The organism is Acinetobacter oleivorans DR1 (genome assembly GCF_000196795.1).
GTDB lineage: Bacteria > Pseudomonadota > Gammaproteobacteria > Pseudomonadales > Moraxellaceae > Acinetobacter > Acinetobacter oleivorans.
The window spans coordinates 1,553,934-1,572,964 of the sequence record NC_014259.1 but is presented as its reverse complement, the minus strand read 5'-3'; the positions used below and the strand labels follow the sequence as shown (position 1 = coordinate 1,572,964).

General features: G+C 40.2%; 16 protein-coding genes. 3 read left to right on the top strand and 13 right to left on the bottom strand.

Features of this window, described 5'->3' with window-relative positions:
* Positions 1-102: 102 nt before the first annotated feature.
* Complete coding sequence (locus AOLE_RS07330; RefSeq protein WP_023274195.1) at positions 103-1,494, top strand: aminotransferase-like domain-containing protein; 1,392 nt, start codon at positions 103-105, stop codon at positions 1,492-1,494.
* Positions 1,495-1,510: 16 nt separating this feature from the next.
* Here AOLE_RS07330 and AOLE_RS07325 read toward each other — a convergent pair whose 3' ends face one another.
* The 12 genes from AOLE_RS07325 to AOLE_RS07270 form a co-directional block, all read right to left on the bottom strand.
* The gene (locus AOLE_RS07325; RefSeq protein WP_004791810.1) at positions 1,511-1,993 is read right to left on the bottom strand and encodes a winged helix-turn-helix transcriptional regulator; all 483 of its coding nucleotides are present in this window, start codon (positions 1,991-1,993) and stop codon (positions 1,511-1,513) included.
* A 216-nt stretch (positions 1,994-2,209) separates the two neighbouring features.
* On the bottom strand, positions 2,210-3,445 hold the full coding sequence (locus AOLE_RS07320; protein ID WP_013197473.1) for a molybdopterin molybdotransferase MoeA: 1,236 nt from the start codon (positions 3,443-3,445) through the stop codon (positions 2,210-2,212).
* Positions 3,445-4,368, bottom strand: coding sequence for a bifunctional molybdenum cofactor biosynthesis protein MoaC/MoaB (moaCB, locus tag AOLE_RS07315; RefSeq protein WP_013197472.1), 924 nt, complete (start codon positions 4,366-4,368; stop codon positions 3,445-3,447). Before moaCB ends, AOLE_RS07320 begins: the two co-directional genes overlap by 1 nt.
* Positions 4,369-4,391: 23 nt before the next feature.
* The gene (locus tag AOLE_RS07310; RefSeq protein ID WP_013197471.1) at positions 4,392-4,877 is read right to left on the bottom strand and encodes a molybdenum cofactor biosynthesis protein MoaE; all 486 of its coding nucleotides are present in this window, start codon (positions 4,875-4,877) and stop codon (positions 4,392-4,394) included.
* A 3-nt stretch (positions 4,878-4,880) separates the two neighbouring features.
* Positions 4,881-5,135 carry a MoaD/ThiS family protein gene (locus AOLE_RS07305; protein ID WP_005306329.1) on the bottom strand — a complete coding sequence of 85 codons (255 nt, stop codon included), beginning with the start codon at positions 5,133-5,135 and terminating at the stop codon, positions 4,881-4,883.
* Positions 5,136-6,176 carry a GTP 3',8-cyclase MoaA gene (gene moaA, locus AOLE_RS07300; protein ID WP_081399133.1) on the bottom strand — a complete coding sequence of 347 codons (1,041 nt, stop codon included), beginning with the start codon at positions 6,174-6,176 and terminating at the stop codon, positions 5,136-5,138.
* Between the two features lie 229 nt (positions 6,177-6,405).
* A complete protein-coding gene (locus AOLE_RS07295) occupies positions 6,406-8,679 on the bottom strand; it encodes a molybdopterin-dependent oxidoreductase (RefSeq protein WP_013197469.1) in 2,274 nt (757 codons plus the stop codon).
* 149 nt (positions 8,680-8,828) lie between these two features.
* Positions 8,829-9,458, bottom strand: a complete 630-nt coding sequence (gene mobA / locus AOLE_RS07290; protein ID WP_013197468.1) for a molybdenum cofactor guanylyltransferase — start codon at positions 9,456-9,458, stop codon at positions 8,829-8,831.
* Complete coding sequence (locus tag AOLE_RS07285; RefSeq protein ID WP_013197467.1) at positions 9,455-12,235, bottom strand: nitrate reductase; 2,781 nt, start codon at positions 12,233-12,235, stop codon at positions 9,455-9,457. The genes mobA and AOLE_RS07285 overlap by 4 nt, the downstream gene beginning before the upstream one ends.
* Positions 12,236-12,253: 18 nt before the next feature.
* The gene (nirD, locus tag AOLE_RS07280; RefSeq protein ID WP_013197466.1) at positions 12,254-13,876 is read right to left on the bottom strand and encodes a nitrite reductase small subunit NirD; all 1,623 of its coding nucleotides are present in this window, start codon (positions 13,874-13,876) and stop codon (positions 12,254-12,256) included.
* A 12-nt stretch (positions 13,877-13,888) separates the two neighbouring features.
* Positions 13,889-16,435, bottom strand: a complete 2,547-nt coding sequence (gene nirB, locus AOLE_RS07275) for a nitrite reductase large subunit NirB (RefSeq protein WP_013197465.1) — start codon at positions 16,433-16,435, stop codon at positions 13,889-13,891.
* Positions 16,436-16,446: 11 nt separating this feature from the next.
* Positions 16,447-16,788, bottom strand: a complete 342-nt coding sequence (locus tag AOLE_RS07270; protein ID WP_013197464.1) for a hypothetical protein — start codon at positions 16,786-16,788, stop codon at positions 16,447-16,449.
* 384 nt (positions 16,789-17,172) lie between these two features.
* Between AOLE_RS07270 and AOLE_RS07265 the strand changes: the two genes are divergently transcribed.
* A complete protein-coding gene (locus tag AOLE_RS07265) occupies positions 17,173-17,763 on the top strand; it encodes an ANTAR domain-containing response regulator (RefSeq protein ID WP_005306352.1) in 591 nt (196 codons plus the stop codon).
* The gene (locus tag AOLE_RS07260) at positions 17,764-18,786 is read left to right on the top strand and encodes an ABC transporter substrate-binding protein (protein WP_013197463.1); all 1,023 of its coding nucleotides are present in this window, start codon (positions 17,764-17,766) and stop codon (positions 18,784-18,786) included.
* A 5-nt stretch (positions 18,787-18,791) separates the two neighbouring features.
* Here the strand turns inward: AOLE_RS07260 and AOLE_RS20880 are convergent, their stop codons facing one another.
* Positions 18,792-18,899, bottom strand: a complete 108-nt coding sequence (locus AOLE_RS20880; protein WP_404814728.1) for a hypothetical protein — start codon at positions 18,897-18,899, stop codon at positions 18,792-18,794.
* Positions 18,900-19,031 lie beyond the last annotated feature (132 nt).

Below are 19,031 nucleotides of genomic sequence, written 5' to 3'. Positions count from 1 at the left end.
AAGAATTTAAGCTGTGCTAAGGTGATTAAACCAGATACAAAGCAGTACAATTTAAAAGAACTGTTATGTATTAACAACCAATACAGTTGGGATTTTAAGCGCGTGAATCAGAGCAAAACAAAAATTGAAATTGTCATTTCAGAAATTGAGCAACAAATAAAAAATCGATCTTTATTGCCGGGAGCACGCTTGCCTTCTGTTCGTAAGTTAGCAAATGATCTGGGATTTTCAGTATCCACTGTTGTAGAGGCGTATGAAAGATTAATTGCTTTAGGCAAAATCGAATCAAGAACTGGATCTGGTTTTTATATCGTTGGTCCGCTCGCACCTTTATCTTTAAGTGAATTAGGCCCTAAATTAGATCGTTCAGTTGATCCATTATGGATTTCACGTCAATCTCTGGAAGCGAAAGCAGATGTTTTTAAGCCTGGTTGCGGTTGGCTACCTGATGACTGGATGCCATTAGACAGTATTCGTAAAGCTTTAAGGACGGCCGCGAAAAGCCCAGATGATTGTTTAATGGGTTATTCAACACCATTGGGATTACCAGCTTTACGTGACTTACTGGCAAGGCGTGCTCAAGCAAAAGGTATAGAGGCGAATCTTAATCAGGTACTTTTAACTGATTCAGGAACTCAAGCGATTGATTTGGTTTGCCGATTTTTATTAAAGCCCGATGATGTTGTTTTGATTGATGATCCTTGTTATTTCAACTTTCATGCATTACTTAAAGTCCATCAAGTCAAAGTTATTGGTATTACCTACACACCAACAGGTCCTGACTTAGAGGCATTTAAAGAAGCAATTGAGACTTACAATCCACGTCTTTATATCACCAACTCAGGAATTCACAATCCAACTGGAGCAGTACTTTCTCTTTCTACAGCACATCAATTATTAAAACTTATTGAACAATCCAATTTGATTGTCGTTGAAGATGATATTTTTTCAGATTTTGAATATAACGCTGCTCCTCGGCTTGCGGCTTTGGATAATCTGTCACGTGTAATTTTTATTGGAAGTTTTTCTAAAACGTTATCAGCATCTATTCGCTGTGGTTATATCATTGCAAAACCAGAATGGATTGATCAGCTCACTGACCTAAAAATTGCCACAAGCTTTTCTCACAATGGCGTGTCTGCTGAAGTTTTATTAAGTGCTTTAACAGATGGATCTTACCGTAAACATATAGAATTATTAAAAGTTCGTTTAGCAAAAGCGATGCACGATACCATTACCAAACTAGAACCTTTGGGCATAAAGCCATGGATTAAGCCTCAAGCGGGAATTTTTGTTTGGTGTCATTTGCCAGAGGGTGTTGAAGCTTCAAAAATTGCAAAATACTGTATTAACCATCAAGTTATTCTTGCACCAGGAAATGCGTTTAGCCAAGCTCCTAATGCTGGTCAATTCATACGTTTTAATGTAACACAGTCAAATCATGACCACATTTATAAGACTCTAGCTGATGCGATTCAACAAGAGTCTTCATAATTTATAGATAGGTAAATTAAGCTTGTTTCTGTTTTTGTTCTATATATGCAAAATAGCCTGGCCCAGCTGAAACTTGCACTTGTTTTGCATGTAAAGGTTCATGGCAGACTGAACACACCATAACTGGTTCGAACTTATGGCCACAAGTTTTATGACGATACTCTAAAGGTTTGCCTAAACCTTGATCCATCCATTTATCTGCCCAATTCGCCATCGATAAAATAATTGGATAAAGTTCAAAACCCTTATCAGTGAGGCGATATTCAAAGCGTTCTTGACGATCAAAATAAGGAGCTTTGGCTAAAATTTCATATTCAACCAAACGCTTTAAACGATCTGAAAGGACATGACGAGTTACACCTAATGATTTTTGAAAATCGTCAAAACGGCGTATTCCCATAAAAGCATTACGTAATATTAGCATCGTCCATCGATCGCCAATCACTGATAGCATACGAGCAACCGAACAAGGTTGATCACCGATGTCATCCCATTTCATCTTTATGCGTTCCTCGATATTTCCTAGCCTAACGGCCCTATTGTTTATACCCTAAACCACTTACCACGAGTTATGCAAGATTCATTATAAAAATAACTTCTTATCAACTTTATAAAAGAATTTTTATTATAAAAAATAGAAAGCTATTATATAAATTCGCTTAACAAATATAACTCACCTAATTGCATAGTGAGTTATATCTATTATTACTCATCATTAATTTGAGATGAATATACCCTTCAAAATATGACCTGCTTCTAGTTTTACACTTGCTGGAATTCGCACTAGACAATTGGCCTGCATTAAATTACTGAGCATGTGTGATTGTTGTTTTGCCAGACTTTTAACTTTAAGTTGTCCATTGTCAAAATAAGCATGCATCCGTAGAAAACGTTCACGCGCATCGTCTTTTAAATCATGATCTAAAATTGCACTAAACCACTCCGGCCCTGCTTGATTTCCCTGCAAAGTGTCGAGCAATGCTTTACCGTAAACTTGCATTGATACATAGACCGCAGCTGGATTACCCGGTAACCCCAACAAATAACAATGGTGATCTTTTTCCGTGTGAGAATATTCAGCAAAAAAAAGTGGCTTACCTGGCTTTTGTTTTACTTTCCAAAAGATCTGTTCAAAGCCAGCCTCAAAAGCGCATGGCCGAACAAAGTCATAATCACCTACTGACACTCCGCCTGTGGTTATGATGACATCATGACTATCTTTTAAATCATTAAAGTAATGCGTGACTTGCGCCGCCTCATCTGCCACATGAATGAGTTCAATCTCTAAGCCATAATCTTCAAACCAAGCTTTTAGTAATGGACCATTTGCATCAAAGATTTTACCTTCTGCAAGATCTTCTGCTTTTTCGGCAACTTCATCACCAGTAACTAAAACAGCAACTTTCGGCGCACGATAAACGTCAACCGTTTGTACACCCGCCATACTTAAGGCAGCCAAGCTTCCAATATTTAAAAACTGTCCAACTTGGGCAAGCAACTGTCCGTTCTGGATTTCTTCGCCCGTAAAACGGATATCAGCTTGAGGGCGAATATGTTCAGTTAACGAAATTTCTTGTGCTGACACGACCTCTACGATTTCTTGCCTCGCAACATGCGTTGTGCCTTCAGGAATTTTGCCACCAGTAAATATACGAATTGCCTGTCCTTCACTCAGAAAGTCATGACTTTCGCTTCCGGCGCGAATCTCGCCAGTAACCTGAAACTTTTGATTATTTAAATCTTCTGCGTGGCTACAAAGTGCGTAACCATCTACAGCACTTTGAGAGAAGCTTGGCAAATTAATTTCTGAATAAATTTCTTTAGCAAGATATCTACTTAGGCTATTTTGAAGAACTTGCTGAATTGAGCCTAATTTTTTAGGTCGGTTACTAATCAGCTCAATTGCTTCATCTACGCTAATCAACCCACGTTCTGCACCACAACCTGACATTATTCATAGCCTCCTGGATGTGGTAAATCACGGCAAACATCAAAAATATGGACTAATGCAGGTAAAATAGCAGCCATTGATTCACTTGCTCCACCACGGCTTCCCGGTAAAGTCACCACCAGTGAACGATCAATAAAACCAGCCACTCCACGCGACATTGCAGCATATGGCGTGCGTTTTTGTCCAAATGAACGCGCAGCTTCCATTAAGCCATCTAGCTTACGCTCAAGAAGTGGCTCTAGCGTATCAACCGTAATGTCACGCTTACCAATTCCCGTACCGCCGACGGTCATAATGCAAGCATATGATTTGCTCAGCTCAAGCACTAAGTTTTTTAAAGTATCTGCCTCATCTGGCAAAATCTGGTAGTGAATCGGATCGAATCCTGCCTCGGTTAAAGTTTCAACCACAGATTTTCCGGCAGTATCGGGCTTTCTGCCAGCTGCGACAGTATCGGACAGCACAATAACAGCAGCCGAAACAGACTGACGAAGAACGCGCTTAAAGTGTGATTTTCCACCTTTTTTCTTAAGCAATTTACATTGATCCATCCAGAGCTCTTCTGGTTCACAATGCGGTTTTAACATGTCGTAAATGGTTAAGCCTGCAAGACTTGCAGCCGTTAAGGCTTCCATTTCTACGCCAGTCGGACCAATGGTTTCAACCACGGTAATAATCTTTACAAAATCATGTTCTAATTCATATTCAACATCTGCACGATAAATCGGCAGTGGATGACACAAAGGAATCAGCTCATCAGTTCGTTTTGCTGCCAAAATTCCTGCAACACGTGCAGTTTTTAATGCATCCCCTTTTTCAGTATTTCCTTGTCTTAATAACTCAATACAGTGCGGTGGTGCATATAAAATTGCTTGTGCTTCAGCAACACGATAACTTTCCGGCTTCATTCCTACGTTTTTCATTATTTATCCTAGTCTTGCTTATTTCAGTGTGAGTGTTCATGGCCGGCATGATGGTGATGTTTGTGTTCGTGCGGTGCATCCTTACGAATACAGCAGCCTTCTACATAGTGACTTGTACCATCTGTAAAGAACTCTTCTTTAAAGACAGGCACTTCATGCTTTACCCGCTCAACCGCTTCTTCGCATGCTTGAAAAGCTTCACGGCGATGGGCTGCATAAGCAATTGCAATGATTGCTGTTTCACCCACATCTAGATATCCAATCCGATGAACCACTCGGACATAAGATACCTGATACTTTTTCTCAATTTCCAGTTCAATTTCACGTATCATTTTTTCAGAAAGCGGTTTATACGAGGTATATTTCAGTGCTTTAACAGCTTTACCTTCATGATGGTTACGAACCGTACCCATAAAAATATCAATTCCACCGCATTCAGGAAATGATTCAATAGGATCAAAGGTATCAAGGCTTAAGGCCTGCTCTTGTATACGTGCAAAATCTCGCATGGCTCATCCTCCTGCAACTGGTGATAATAAAACCAAAGTACATGGCTGACTTAAAGCTGATTGCCTTGTTATGACATTATCGCCAATAGCGCATGCACATTTTTCCATGGCCTGTGTACATTCTGGATGCAATAAAACAATTTCATCTAAGACATCTTTAACTAAAATATCGGTGGGGAAAACTAACGAAAGATTTTGTGGAAGCAATTTTTCAATTGCACCAAATGATTCGATTTTAATTTGGATAGATTGCTGCATTTATCCCCCAAGCATATGCATACTGATTTTACGGGTTTGTTGATGTTGTAAGGCATGAAAGCCTTTGGCTTTGTGCCAGATATACGGCATAACTTGATCTTTTAAGTGCTGACTATGCAGCATATGATCGGTTGAGTTCTGTGCGCGTAATAGTGCTTCAAGCTGCGGCTTAATATTTAAACCCTGCTGAGCAAAGAGACAGTTATATAGCTCACCTTGCGCCGTTAGTCGTATACGGTCACATTGGTGGCAAAATGAATGAGTAATGGTAGAAATGATGCCTAGAGCGTAGCTATTGTTAAGCAGATATTGACGTGCTGGCTCATGTTGTTGCTCAATGACTTGTACCGAATAATACGGTTGCAATGCCTGTAAAATTTCAGCTTCACTCACCACATCTTTATTTGACCAGAGTGCATCACCATCAAGCGGCATAAACTCAATAAAACGTAGCGGAATATGATTGGCGATTGACCACCTCACCATGGGTAAGATTTGATCGTCATTTTTATCTTTCATTAACACGCAGTTAATTTTAAAGGGTAGTCCTGCATCTTTCGCAGCTTGAATACCCTCAAGAACTGGTTCTAATTTTTTCTTGGTGAGTTCTTTAAATTGAATTGAATCAAGACTATCTAAACTAATGTTTAAATCATCTAAACCAGCATCTTTTAACTGCTTAGCGTATTTAGCAAGATAATGTCCATTGGTAGTCATTGAAATGCGTTTTAGACCTAATGCTTTTAAAGCTTGTAAATCACGAACGAAATGAACAATGCCTTGACGCATTAATGGTTCGCCGCCTGTAATACGGATGCTTTCAATGCCTTGTTGCACCATAAAACGACAAAACTGAAAGAGTGCCTCAAAACTAAGCAAGTCTTGTTTATTTAACCATTCAGGATGTTCAGGCATGCAATATACACACTTAAAATTACAGCGATCAGTTACCGAAATTCGTAACTTTCGCTTGATACGCCCATATTGGTCTTGCAAAAGCATTGGCGCAGTTTCAGAGTGATATTGTTTCATTATTTGCACTCATATCGAGAACAGTTCAAATATTGCAAGCACTCATTAAGAGCAATTAAACTTGTAAAATTGCGCCTTAGTAGTGCTTTGATCTTTATTGCAAAATTTGTTCCAGTTCTATTTATCATCCATAACTTCTTCGGTTTTTTGATAGACCTTTGGCTGCACCAATTCACTGTAATTTTAAAACTGTATAAAATTGGTGCAGCATTAATCTCTTATTTGCCTTACATTATTTCTAGCACTTTTCTAAGCGGATGGGTACATATTTATGGTACGGCGTTTTAGATAATGGATCACAATGTTCAGCGGAAATCAGTCGATTTAATTGTGGTCCAATGGGTTCACCACCTTGAAAGCGCATGCCATAACCATGTGGAAGTGAAACTACCCCTTTTCGCATTCCCTCATCAAAATCTACAGTAACCTGAATTTCTCCATGTTGTGAAATACATTTAAGCTGACCTCCTGCATCTACATTTAGGTGCTTTGCATCTTCAGGATGAATTCGTAAAGCCCCTTCAGCATCTACTTTTCGCCAAGCTGGATCACGGTAAATTTGATTGGCGTTATAGCTACGTCGCTCACCTGATAAAAGTATGAATGGGAATTCTTCAACATTAACCTGATGATTTTTTAAATTTGCCAGCTCAGCTAACATCTCTGGAATAGCAAGACGTATTTTCTTGTCTTTATAAGCAACCAGTTTCCAGATTTCGTCATATTCGTGTTGCGACAACACTACGCCTGAACGTTGCTTTAAAATTTGTTCAAATAACCGAACGCCTAAAGTTAAAGGATTACCTTTGTAACCTGCACGGCGTACCGCTTTAGTATGTAAGACAGCATATTGAATCGACAGCGGTAATAAAAAAGCAACTGAATCAGCTGATTTTTCTAACTGTTTACCTAAAGTGCGATAGAGAATTGAGGCTGCAAAAGGAATGTATTTTTTATTTCGTGCAAACGTCAGCCCTAATGCAGACAAGTAAGGTAAATAGGCTGTTTTTTTCGAGTCAACTGAAGCTATTTTTTCTAAAATTGGAAAGCGTTTTGGAATCACCTGCATGGCTTCAAGTAATCGTGTATAAATTTCTGCCTCTGGCAAAGTATTCGTTTGAGCGACCAATACAGGATGTCTGAGATGAAAACCATTTTTAGGAAACTCCAAATTAAAACCAGTAAATTCCCATTTTTCAAACTGGGTATGCGCTGGCAAAATGTAGTCCGCAAGCCTAGCGGTTTCCGTCATAGCAACATCGACCACAACCAACAAATCTAATGCTTTAAATGCTTCCTCATAAGCTGGTGTATCTGGATAAGTTAATAACGGATTACAGCTATCTACAAACACAGCACGAATTCGCTTTTCCCCTGCGTTTAAGATTTCATCGGGTAAAATATTAGGCGGAAAGAACCCAGAAATGGGGAACATTTTATGATAAACACTACGTCTATATTTCGGCTTTCTTTCATCTGTATCGCTTAAGATAGGAATAAACATGGTATGTAAATTATTGGTACCCTGCTTTCCAAAGTTTCCAGTCACTAAGTACAGTAGTTTTTCTAAATATCCGTTTAATGTCGTATTTAAAGTATGTTGAATACCCAAATCAATCCGAACACAGCCTCTTTTAGCTTTCGCAAAATCTCGAACTACTTGGTAAATCAAGTCGACTGGAACATCTGCTTTGGCAATATAGTCTTCAATCGGCACACGACTAAATGCTGCTTTTATGTCTTCAAAACCTTGTGTGTGCTGCTCAATAAACGCTGCATCATAAAGATTTTCTTTAATAATGATCGCAATCATCGCCGACATTAAAAAAGCATCTGTTCCAGGTTTTAGCTGCACGTGAATGTCTGCTTGTTTGGCTGTTTCGGTAACACGCGGGTCGAATACCACCATGGTTCGGTTGGGATCTTTCTTAATATGTTTTAGCGTGTCTCTTGCGTTGGGAATGCCATGGGCCTGAAAAGGATTTGTTCCAATAAAAAGAACGTAATCGGCATATTCAACATCTTCTGTGGTATGACAAGCCTGACTACCGAACAAACGTCCATTGAGCCAGAAATCACCCGTTTTTTCTTGAGCAAGTGAGTTATAAGCATAATAACTTTTCATGGCCAACAAGAGCTGTCGGCCATATGCTGCACCGAGATGATTACCTTGACCACCGCCCCCAACAGAAGCAAAAGCAGTCCCGCCAAAATTATCTCTAATCTGCACTAATCGATCAGCAATTTCCTGTATGGCCACATCCCAGCTCACTTCTTGAAATGAGCCATCTGGTTGGCGTTTTAAAGGTGTGGTCAAACGGTCTGCGTGTTGCTGATAGTGTTGTAATCTGGCAGCTTTTTGGCAAATGTAGCCTTGAGAAAATGGATGTTCGGGATCACCTTTAATTTTGAGAAACTGATTATCTTTAATTTCGACACTTAAACCACAGTTTCTAGAACACAAAATACATGCGGTCACATCTGTTTTATTTTGCTTCAGCGCTTCAACCATGCCCTTTGACTCCCTTTATTTTTATACATTTCAATGCAACGAAATATCAAGTTCCAAAATAGAACTTAAACAATAAATAGTCAACCGCACAAAGATTAAAAATGTGGTTCACTCGACCAATGTAAATTTTAAAGTGCTAATATCCGAAGTTAATTTGCTGTAAAAATTTCTTTAAATGCTTTGATTTGTTTGTATTGCTGAAGCTCATCCAATGAATTAATGCTATGAAAAAAAAGATTCTGTTTTTGAAATATAGCGACTTGTGCATGCAAAAGCTTAAAGCACTCTTTCAAACTTAATCGTTGCTTTTCAATTTGCTCCGTTATGGTGATGAGGCTTTCACGTTTTAATAAACAAAATGGATATAAGGCATCTCCATTAATTGAAACATAGGCTGCCTGAGCCTGTTTATTTTTCCGAAGTGCGCCATGTAATTTGGCAACAACTTGCGTAGGTATATAGGTCACATCACAAGGAATAAACAAAACATAGTCTGCGCTTACATTTGACCATGCACTTTTCATTCCCATCAGTGGACCGAAAAAACCTGCTGCATCATCTTGATAACATTGAATGTCAGGCACAATACTTTGATAAATTGAATAATCACGATGACTATTCACCCAAATTTCAGACACAGATGATCTTAATTTCTGATGAATTTTAATGAGTTGAGTTTCACCATCAAATTGCTGTAACAACTTATTTAAACCATTCATACGGCGGGCTTGTCCGCCTGCCAGAATGACCAGATCAGTTACGGGATACCCCTTATTCACACTTCCACCTCCTGTTGGCAAGCTTTAATCAAGCCACGGATTTCAGGTAAACATGAACCACAATTACCACCTGCTTTTAAACAAGCTGTCACTTGTTTTTCATGAGTAATATTTTGAGTTTTGATTGCATCTATAATTTTGTTCTTACCTACTTTAAAACAACTACAGACTAAAGGTCCGTCATTATTTGTAGCAGACATTGGCATGCCAGCCAGTAATGCTTTTCGGTGTAAAGCACTTAAACGCTCGCGTTTAAACAGACTTGCCACCCAATCACGATCTGGCAATAAATCTGGCGGTGCAATATATAGACTTGCAATTACGATGCCATCTTTCAAAACAACGCTATGACTTAATTGTGATGAAATATCTTCAATACTCAGCCATTCAAAAGTTTCATCTGCAAACGGTAAAAAGCTTTTTAAGTTCTTTTGAGTGTCATGAAAAGTTTGACGGTCTGCAAGTTCGTAGCGGTTGGTTTTCAACATTTTGACCTTGCTCCACCATGCACAGTGATGTAGCGATTCTTGAATATACGAATCGTATCCTTCACGTACATAAAGCACACCCTGCCAAGTGGTATAGAACGGTTGAATGGTGACAGGTGTATGTTTGAACTCAGGTTCACCTGAAATTGTATCAACTTCTGGATTAACAACTTTACCAATACGCGCATCTGACGCAATCTGTTCAGTCCAGTGAATTGGTGCAAAAATTTGACCACGACGCACACCAGATGAAAATGTCACACGTAGTACACAACTACCCCATTTCGAACGAACTTCTACCAAGCCTTGATCACGCACGCCAAACTTCAAAGCATCACTCGGATGAATCTCACAGAATGGTTCAGCGCGATGACTAGTCAAATTTGGTGACAAACCAGTACGCGTCATGGTGTGCCATTGGTCACGAGTTCGCCCTGTGTTTAAAATGAGTGGATAGTCTTCTGAAACTGCATGTACTGGATCAATTGCAACAGTTGGAATCAGTTTTGCCTTGGCATTTTTATGACTAAACTGTCCTTTCCCAAACAGTTGTTGAACGGCTTTAGCGTCTTGGTTTTTATTCCACACTGGCCATTGCACTGGTTGTAGAGCATCGTACTCAGCATTACTTAGGTTCATTAAACCTTTTAGATTGAAATAACGAAAATTATTACTTTCTTCTCGCACATGTATGTCTGTATTGTCTTGTGCAGATAACGCTGCATGCTCATTGAAAATATCAACGGCACTGGTAAATTCAAAACCATCGAAGCCTAATTTTTTCGCGACTTGACTCACCGACCACCAGTCTGCTTTTGCTTCACCCGGCACAGGTAAGAATGCTCGCTGACGTGAAATACGACGTTCAGAGTTGGTCACGGTTCCATCTTTTTCACCCCACCCTAAAGCTGGAAGCAAAATATCGGCGTAAGCCGTAGTATCCGTATCGGCGCAGATATCTGACACGACCACCAGCTCGCACTTCTCTAATGCACGTTTGACTTGATCGGCATCGGGTAAACTCACCACCGGATTAGTTGCCATAATCCAGATGGCTTTAATTTTTCCAGCTTCAACGGCACGGAACAAATCAACTGCTTTTAAGCCAGCTTGAGTCGCAATAAATGGGCTGTCCCAAAAAGTTTGCACTAGTTTTTGATGTAGTGGATTATCTAAATCCATATGCGCAGCCAGCATATTGGCTAAGCCACCGACTTCTCGTCCACCCATCGCATTAGGTTGTCCTGTCATTGAAAATGGAGCGGCACCGAGCTTACCAATTTTGCCTGTTAGTAAATGGCAGTTAATAATGCTATTGGCTTTATTGACTCCCTGACTTGATTGATTGACACCCATTGAAAATAGGGTGATGACTTTTTCAGTCTGTGCAAATTTTTCAAAAAACTGCTGTAATTTATCGAGTGCAATACCTGTACGCTTTGCCACATATTCAATATCAGTTTCTGGCTGACTGCTTGCCAAAACTTCTTGCAAACCTTCGGTATAGGCATCTACAAAGGCCTGATCAGCATGACCTTTTTGATATAGATATTGAAATAAGCCATTAAATAAAGCGACATCTTGGCCCGGTAAAATCGGCAAATGCAAGTCCGCTTGTTCACAGGTACTGGTAAAACGTGGGTCAATCACGACCACAAACATATCTGGATTTTGGCTTTTAGCCTGCATGATCCGTTGATAAAGCACAGGATGGCACCATGCAGTATTAGATCCTACCAATACCACCATGTCTGCATGTTCAAAATCTTCATAACTTGCAGGGACAATATCTTCACCAAAGCTACGTTTATGGCCCGCAACGGCAGATGACATGCAAAGACGTGAATTAGTGTCAATATTTGCAGTACCCAAATAGCCTTTTACAAACTTGTTCACCACATAATAGTCTTCAGTCAAAAGCTGACCAGAAACATAAAATGCAATGCTGTCACGACCATATTGATCGATACAAGATTGGAATTTATCAGCGATCTTATTAATTGCTGCATCCCATGTGGTTACCACCCGATCAGCTTTTCGCCCCATCATTGGTTGTAAAACACGTGTTTCTAACCCCAAAGTATCTGCAAGTCGGCTACCTTTAATACATAAGCGCCCAAAGTTGGAAGGATGCTCAGCATCCCCCTCAACTTGCACCACAGGTCCTTGAGGTTTTTGTTGGATGTTTAAGCTAACACCGCAACCCACCCCACAATATGGACATGTTGTTTTGGTGATTTTTGCAACATGATCGGAGCTATCGATTTCAACGCTTGGAATACTATTCATAACTGCTCCTTTCCCTATTTAGCCTGCATTTTTTAATGCAAAATCTCGACCAAATAGCAGCTTATTTCTGAATGAAGAAACAGGTGTTTGGTCTGCAATTAACTCTGCATACCACATGCCATCTTCAGTATCACCGAACAGTACTGCACCGATTACCCGATCGCTTTGAATGATAATGCGCTTGTAAATCTGGCGTTTTTCATCGTTTAGGATAATGTCTTCATAATCATCTTTCGGTTCAAAATTGCCCGCCGAGAATACATCAACACCACTTACCTTTAACTGAGTCGGTACAGTTGGTGCTTTAAAGGTTAAGCTGCCGTGTTCAGCCAAATGGGTCGCGCAAATAAAAGCTTGCCCCCACAGTGGTTCAACCAAACCAAAGGTCTGTCCACGGTGTTCAATACACTCACCCACCGCGTAAATACTTGGATCAAACGTTTGCATGGTGTCATTCACCAACACACCTCGATTGCAGCGTAGACCAGCACTTTGGGCCAAAGCAATATTTGGACGAATGCCCACTGCGAATACCACAAGGTCAGCTTCTAAAACGGTGCCATCTTTCAAGCGTATTTGTTTCACATGACCGTTTTCATCACCAATTAACGCTTCGGTATTGGCTTCGGTAATGATTTGAATGCCTTTTTGTTCAATACTATGACGTAATAACTGACTCGCACGACCATCAAGTTGACGTTCCATAATGCGGTCCATCAAATGCAATACTGTGACATTCATACCGCGTTGTTTTAAACCGTATGCAGCTTCTAAACCAAGTAAACCACCACCAATCACGACTGCATTAGTTTTTGAACCGCAGTACTCAATCATGGTGTTAACGTCATAGATATCACGGAAAGTTAAGACACCTTTTAAGTCGACACCTTGAACTGGTGGAATAAACGGAGCCGAACCTGTCGCCAAGATTAAACGGTCATAATCTACTGTCTGGCCTTTTTCGGTGTAAACCACTTTACGAGGGCGATCAATTTTTACCGCTTTATCACCTGCAATAAATTTAATGCCTTTATCGTCGTACCACTTTGGTGGATGCAACATAATATCTTCAATAGTTTTTTCACCCGATAAAACCGGAGACAACATAATACGGTTATAGTTACCCCATGGTTCTTCACCAATCACCGTAACTTCATAACGGTCTGGTGCCATATCAAGTAAATCTTCTAGGCAACGCATTCCTGCTAAACCATTACCAATCAATGCCAGTTTAAGTTTGTCTTGAGACACACCTGTATTGGTAATATAAGTTTTTTGCGGCACCGCATTGACCCAAACACGACCATCAACAATTTTGCTCGGGTAAACCGCCAATTTTTGGTCTTTATCTTCTAAACAACGGCCCGTTGCCAAACTAAAATGTTGTTTATAGATTGGTGATGCAATAACACGCTCACCTTGCAAATCACCAATAATGCCGCGGCTCATCACATTCGCTTGGCTAAATGGATCTTTATTACTCAGCACGTAAACACGTTTTTCATGTCCTACACGGAAGATTGCTACAGCTTGGTCACCCACTAGTGCACCTGCGCCAGTGTTTGGGGTTAAATCATCGAGTGCACACACATCAATCCATTGATCATCAGGAAGCATATTTTTGTCTTGTACAATATTCATATAAGTTCTCCTTTATGCTTCAACCATTGGAATACGGTCTTCTGAACGTTCAGCTTCGGTTAATGGACGGATTTGACCACGTTCAGTTGTAAATTGAATGTGCGGATCAGCCTGCTCATTTGCACCTGCGTTGATATACGTTTGGAAGCGTTTACGAACTTCAGGATTTTCTACCGCAGTACGCCATTCGTCTTGATATGTGCCAATAATGTGTTCCATACGGCGCTCAAGCTCGGCAGCCAAACCAAGAGAGTCCTCAACGATCACAGATTTAAGGTAGTCTAGACCGCCTTCCATGTTGTCACGCCATACACTGGTACGTTGTAAACGGTCTGCTGTTTGGATGTAGAACATATAGAAACGGTCGATGTAACGGATGAGCGTTGCTTTATCAAGGTCAGATGCAAGTAACTCGGCATGACGCGGTTTCATACCACCGTTACCACATACATAAAGGTTCCAACCCTTTTCAGTGGCAATCACGCCTACATCTTTACCTTGCGCTTCCGCACACTCACGTGTACAACCAGACACAGCCATTTTTAATTTATGTGGTGAACGCAAACCTTTGTAGCGGTTTTCAAGCTCGATCGCCAAACCAACCGAATTGTCTACACCGTAACGGCACCATGTGCTACCCACACAAGATTTCACTGTACGTAACGACTTACCATAGGCATGACCAGACTCGAAACCAGCAGCATTTAACTCTTCCCAAATGAATGGAAGCTCGTGAACCTGCGCACCGAACATGTCAACGCGTTGACCGCCAGTAATTTTGGTGTACAGGTTATATTTCTTCGCAATTTGACCAATGGCAATCAAACCATCTGGAGTCACTTCACCACCAGCCATACGTGGTACAACTGAGTAAGAGCCATCTTTTTGAATGTTACCCAAGTAGTAGTCATTACTATCTTGTAGACCTGCATGACTTGGCTCAAGTACGAAATCGTTCCAACAAGAAGCTAAGATATTTGCAGCAGTCGGTTTACAGATGTCACAACCCAAACCATGGCCATGTTGGTGAATCAAGTCATCAAAAGTTTTGATTTCATTGACACGAACCAAGTGATGCAACTCTTGACGCGAGTACGGGAAGTGTTCACAGATATGGTTATTTACAGTCACACCTTGACGTTGTAACTCTGACTTTAAAACTTGAGTCACTAATGGTGCACAACCACCGCATGCAGTTGCTGCTTTGGTGCATTTCTTTAATGCACCTAAAGAGGTCGAACCATCACTAATCGCTTGGCAAATGTCTGCTTTTGATACGTTGTTACACGAACAGATTGTTGCGCTGTCCGGCAGCAAATCTACACCGCTACCACCAGATTTTCCTGCTGATTGTTCAAAACCTGGCATGATTAAACTTTCAGGCACTTCCGGTAAAGCCAGACCATTTAACATCATTTGTAAAAGGTCGTTGTACTCTTTCGCATCGCCCACCAAAACTGCGCCCAGCAATTTGGTTTTATCTGCATTTACAACAATCTTTTTATAAACCAGCGCATGCTCATCTGCATAGAAGTAGCTTAATGCACCCGGGGTCATGGCATGCGCATCACCTACAGAGGCAACATCCACACCCATCAATTTCAACTTGGTGCTCATGTCCGCGCCAGCAAAGCAGTTACATTCCTCATCGGAAATATGTTTTGCTGCAATACGCGCCATGTCATAACCTGGTGCAACCAAACCATAAATCTTGTTTTGCCAAAGCGCACATTCACCAATGGCATAAATGTTTTGATCTGAAGTTTGGCAGTAATCATTAATGACGATACCGCCACGCTCACCAATCGCGAGTCCACTATTACGTGCAAGCTCATCACGCGGACGAATCCCCGCAGAGAATAAAATCACATCTGCTTCAAGCTCGCTACCATCTGCAAATTTCATTACATGAGTTGTGCTGTCACCGCATTCAATAGATTGAGTCGCTTTTTGTGTATGAACTTTTACGCCAAGATCTTCAATTTTGCGGCGTAAAACTTTACCACCCAAGTCATCAATTTGAACTGCCATTAAACGCGGTGCAAATTCAACAACATGTGTTTCCAACTCTAGGTCACGTAAGGCTTTCGCTGCTTCAAGACCAAGTAAACCACCACCAATCACAACACCTGTTTTTGCATTGAGACTCGCTGCACGAATAGCATCTAAGTCTTCGATCGTACGGTAAACAAAACAGTTTTCACGGTCATTACCCGGAATTGGTGGAACGAATGCATAAGAACCTGTTGCCAACACCAATTTGTCATAGCTAATCACATCACCATGGTTGGTTGTGACTGTTTGCTCAGCTGTATCAATTGCAGTTGCTTTTGTATTAAGACGTAAGTCAATGCCATGTGCATCAGCAAAGTCAAAACGTGCTAAAGATAAATCTTTTGCCGATTTCCCAGAGAAATATTCTGTCAAATGCACGCGGTCATAGGCGATACGAGGTTCTTCCGCGAGAATCGTGATTTCTAATTCATCATCTGCTTTTTCTAAAATGGCTTCGATGAATTTGTGGCCCACCATACCATGACCAATCATTACCAATTTCATAGTGCTTCTCCTCAAATCACGTTGCTTTTAAGCTGCGTTATTCCGTTCTCAAATAGACATTGTTCTTTTGCTTTGTGCTCTATCGAGAAACGTATCAAGCTCACATGGCATGTAGCTGCTTGAAACCAATTTTTTTCACTCGTTGATGACACCCAATGCACAGCAAAATCAAAAAAAGAAATAAAAAAAGCGAGCCCCCTCTTAGAGAAGGCTCGCATCGCTGGAACTGAAAAATTAAATAATTCAGATGTAACTTTTTTATGCAATAAAAATAAAGACATGACCTTCACTCCGACTGAACGTAACTTCTTTGTATGTGCGTTTGCACTCACAAACTCGATCAGAACGGACATCGTTGGCCGTCTTTAAAACTCATGGTCGTCTTCGACCTGTAATTAAGTAAGCACTTTACATGCCAATATTTAAAAAAATTTAATCCAATAATACTTTTATATTTAATTTCATATAGATATAATTTTTTAATAGGCAAATAAAGAATCAAACCTTATTTTGCTTGCTCTATCACTGCACATTTATGTGGTTTAAATAAAAATAAGCTTTGCCACAAAATGAACCGTATTTTTGCACCAAGATCGAACACACCAACTCTTTAGCATCCAAAATTACCACTAAATCCTGATTTTTGAGTGGTTTTGGATGGCACTAATCTTGCTTAAAACCCAATAACAAAAAACGCGTCGAATTGGCGCATTTTCTTAGCCTGATTTTCTGAACTTATGCCAAAACTCAAAATAGCTCTTATTGATGATGATCATGCGCGAGCGGACTATATAAAAAACAGTCTGCTTGAGAATGACTTTGAAGTGGTCGCTTGCCTTACTTTGGATCACTTGAATATCTTTCGTCTTGAAGATTTACAAGCCGATGTAATCTTGCTCGATATGGATCATCCTCACCGCGACATTATTGAAAGCTGTGTCAGTAGCTATGATCTACCTACTGTCCTGTTCACTAAAAATTCAGATAAAGACACCATCAAACAAGCTATCGATGCAGGCGTGACCGCTTATATTGTAGATGGCATAGACCCTGCCCGCTTACATACCATTTTAGAAATCTCGATCGAGCAATATAAAAAGCACAAAAAACTCGAAGGTGATTTAAAAGAAGCTCAAACCAAACTTGCTGACCGTAAGGATGTTGAAAAAGCTAAAGTTCTACTAATGCAATTGCATGGACTACCTGAAGAAACTGCATTTCAGCTTCTTAGAAAAAATGCGATGAGTCACCGAATTACGATTGGAGAAATGGCACGGCGTTTACTTGACGCTCAAAAATTACTTGGCAACCAACTAAAGGATGAATAAATGAGCACATTAGAAAAGACTCAATTACAACTCGGCTATATTCCTTTGCTTGATTGTCTTGCATTACTTTGGGCAAAACAAAGAGGTTTCTTTGAAGAAGTCGGTTTAGACGTCACTTTAGTTAAAGAAGCATCATGGGCAAGTCTTCGAGACCGTTTGGCTTTTGGGTTATTAGATGCAGCGCACTGCTTATCTGCAATGTTACCTGCGGCAGCTATAGGCACAGATCAAATTGGCACGCCACTGCAAACATCACTCGTTTTAAGTGAAAACCGTGCTTTCATTAGCTTAAGTCAAAAACTTACTCATCAACTTGCAATTAAAGAAAATGATACAGCTCAAATAACGGCACAGAAAGTGGTAAGCCATCTTGAACAAGGTCACTCCATTTCGTTAGCGCATGTGTTTAAGCATTCTATTCATCATTATTGTTTAAGAGAATGGTTGGCTTTAGCAAATCCAAAAATCGCGCAGTCTATTCAGCTCAAAACATTACCGCCACCTTATATGGTCGAAGCACTCGATAAACATGTGATTGATGGTTTTTGTGTGGGTGAACCTTGGAATACCCAAGGTGAGCTTCTTGGTTTAAGTAAAATGATCTGCTCAAGCCAAAACATTATTCCTCCTGTGGCTGACAAGGTTTTAGCCGTAACACAAGAATGGGCAGAGCAACATCCACAAACACTAGTCGCGCTTACCGCAGCAATTATGAAAGCCCAACAAGAATTGAGTGAGTTCCAAGACTTTGCTCCAATTTTAAAGTTATTGGTTGAGTTTGAAATTGTTCGTTTTCGTTGCTCAGAAGAAGTGCATGTCGATAAATATTTTAAGATTCAGGATATTGTTCGTCATTTAGTAAAAGAAAGTGCGCTTCCAAAAGTAGAAGACTTTTATTGGCTGCTTGAGCAAATGCAAAAGTGGGATGAACTTCAAATCGACCAAGTACAAATCACAAGCTTGGGAGCTCAATGCATTAATCTTGAGGCTCATGAACAAGCCAAACAACGATATTCTTCATAAGTAACCTAAGAGTCAAAACAGCATAAAAAAAGCTGTCTTTTATAAAAAAAGACAGCTTGAAAGACCCATAAGACAAAATGCGAAACACGCATTACTATATTCAACTGATCCATTGAAAATATAGCGCTTATGGAAATGATCATATCTATCTAAACATATCATTTTCAGACATTTTCATATCAATAACTGCCACATCATCAATTTCGTTAATCATTCTCAGCTTGTTAAGAAAGTACTCAAATATT

Bases quoted from the DNA above. Each gene is read 5' to 3' on its own strand.
- AOLE_RS07325 (WP_004791810.1), bottom strand. From the start codon at position 1,993: ATGAAATGGGATGACATCGGTGATCAACCTTGTTCGGTTGCTCGTATG.
- AOLE_RS07320 (WP_013197473.1), bottom strand. From the start codon at position 3,445: ATGTCAGGTTGTGGTGCAGAACGTGGGTTGATTAGCGTAGATGAAGCA.
- moaCB (WP_013197472.1), bottom strand. From the start codon at position 4,368: ATGAAAAACGTAGGAATGAAGCCGGAAAGTTATCGTGTTGCTGAAGCA.
- AOLE_RS07310 (WP_013197471.1), bottom strand. From the start codon at position 4,877: ATGCGAGATTTTGCACGTATACAAGAGCAGGCCTTAAGCCTTGATACC.
- AOLE_RS07305 (WP_005306329.1), bottom strand. From the start codon at position 5,135: ATGCAGCAATCTATCCAAATTAAAATCGAATCATTTGGTGCAATTGAA.
- AOLE_RS07295 (WP_013197469.1), bottom strand. From the start codon at position 8,679: ATGGTTGAAGCGCTGAAGCAAAATAAAACAGATGTGACCGCATGTATT.
- AOLE_RS07285 (WP_013197467.1), bottom strand. From the start codon at position 12,235: ATGAATAGTATTCCAAGCGTTGAAATCGATAGCTCCGATCATGTTGCA.
- nirD (WP_013197466.1), bottom strand. From the start codon at position 13,876: ATGAATATTGTACAAGACAAAAATATGCTTCCTGATGATCAATGGATT.
- nirB (WP_013197465.1), bottom strand. From the start codon at position 16,435: ATGAAATTGGTAATGATTGGTCATGGTATGGTGGGCCACAAATTCATC.
- AOLE_RS07270 (WP_013197464.1), bottom strand. From the start codon at position 16,788: ATGTCCGTTCTGATCGAGTTTGTGAGTGCAAACGCACATACAAAGAAG.
- AOLE_RS07265 (WP_005306352.1), top strand. From the start codon at position 17,173: ATGCCAAAACTCAAAATAGCTCTTATTGATGATGATCATGCGCGAGCG.
- AOLE_RS07260 (WP_013197463.1), top strand. From the start codon at position 17,764: ATGAGCACATTAGAAAAGACTCAATTACAACTCGGCTATATTCCTTTG.
- AOLE_RS20880 (WP_404814728.1), bottom strand. From the start codon at position 18,899: ATGGATCAGTTGAATATAGTAATGCGTGTTTCGCATTTTGTCTTATGG.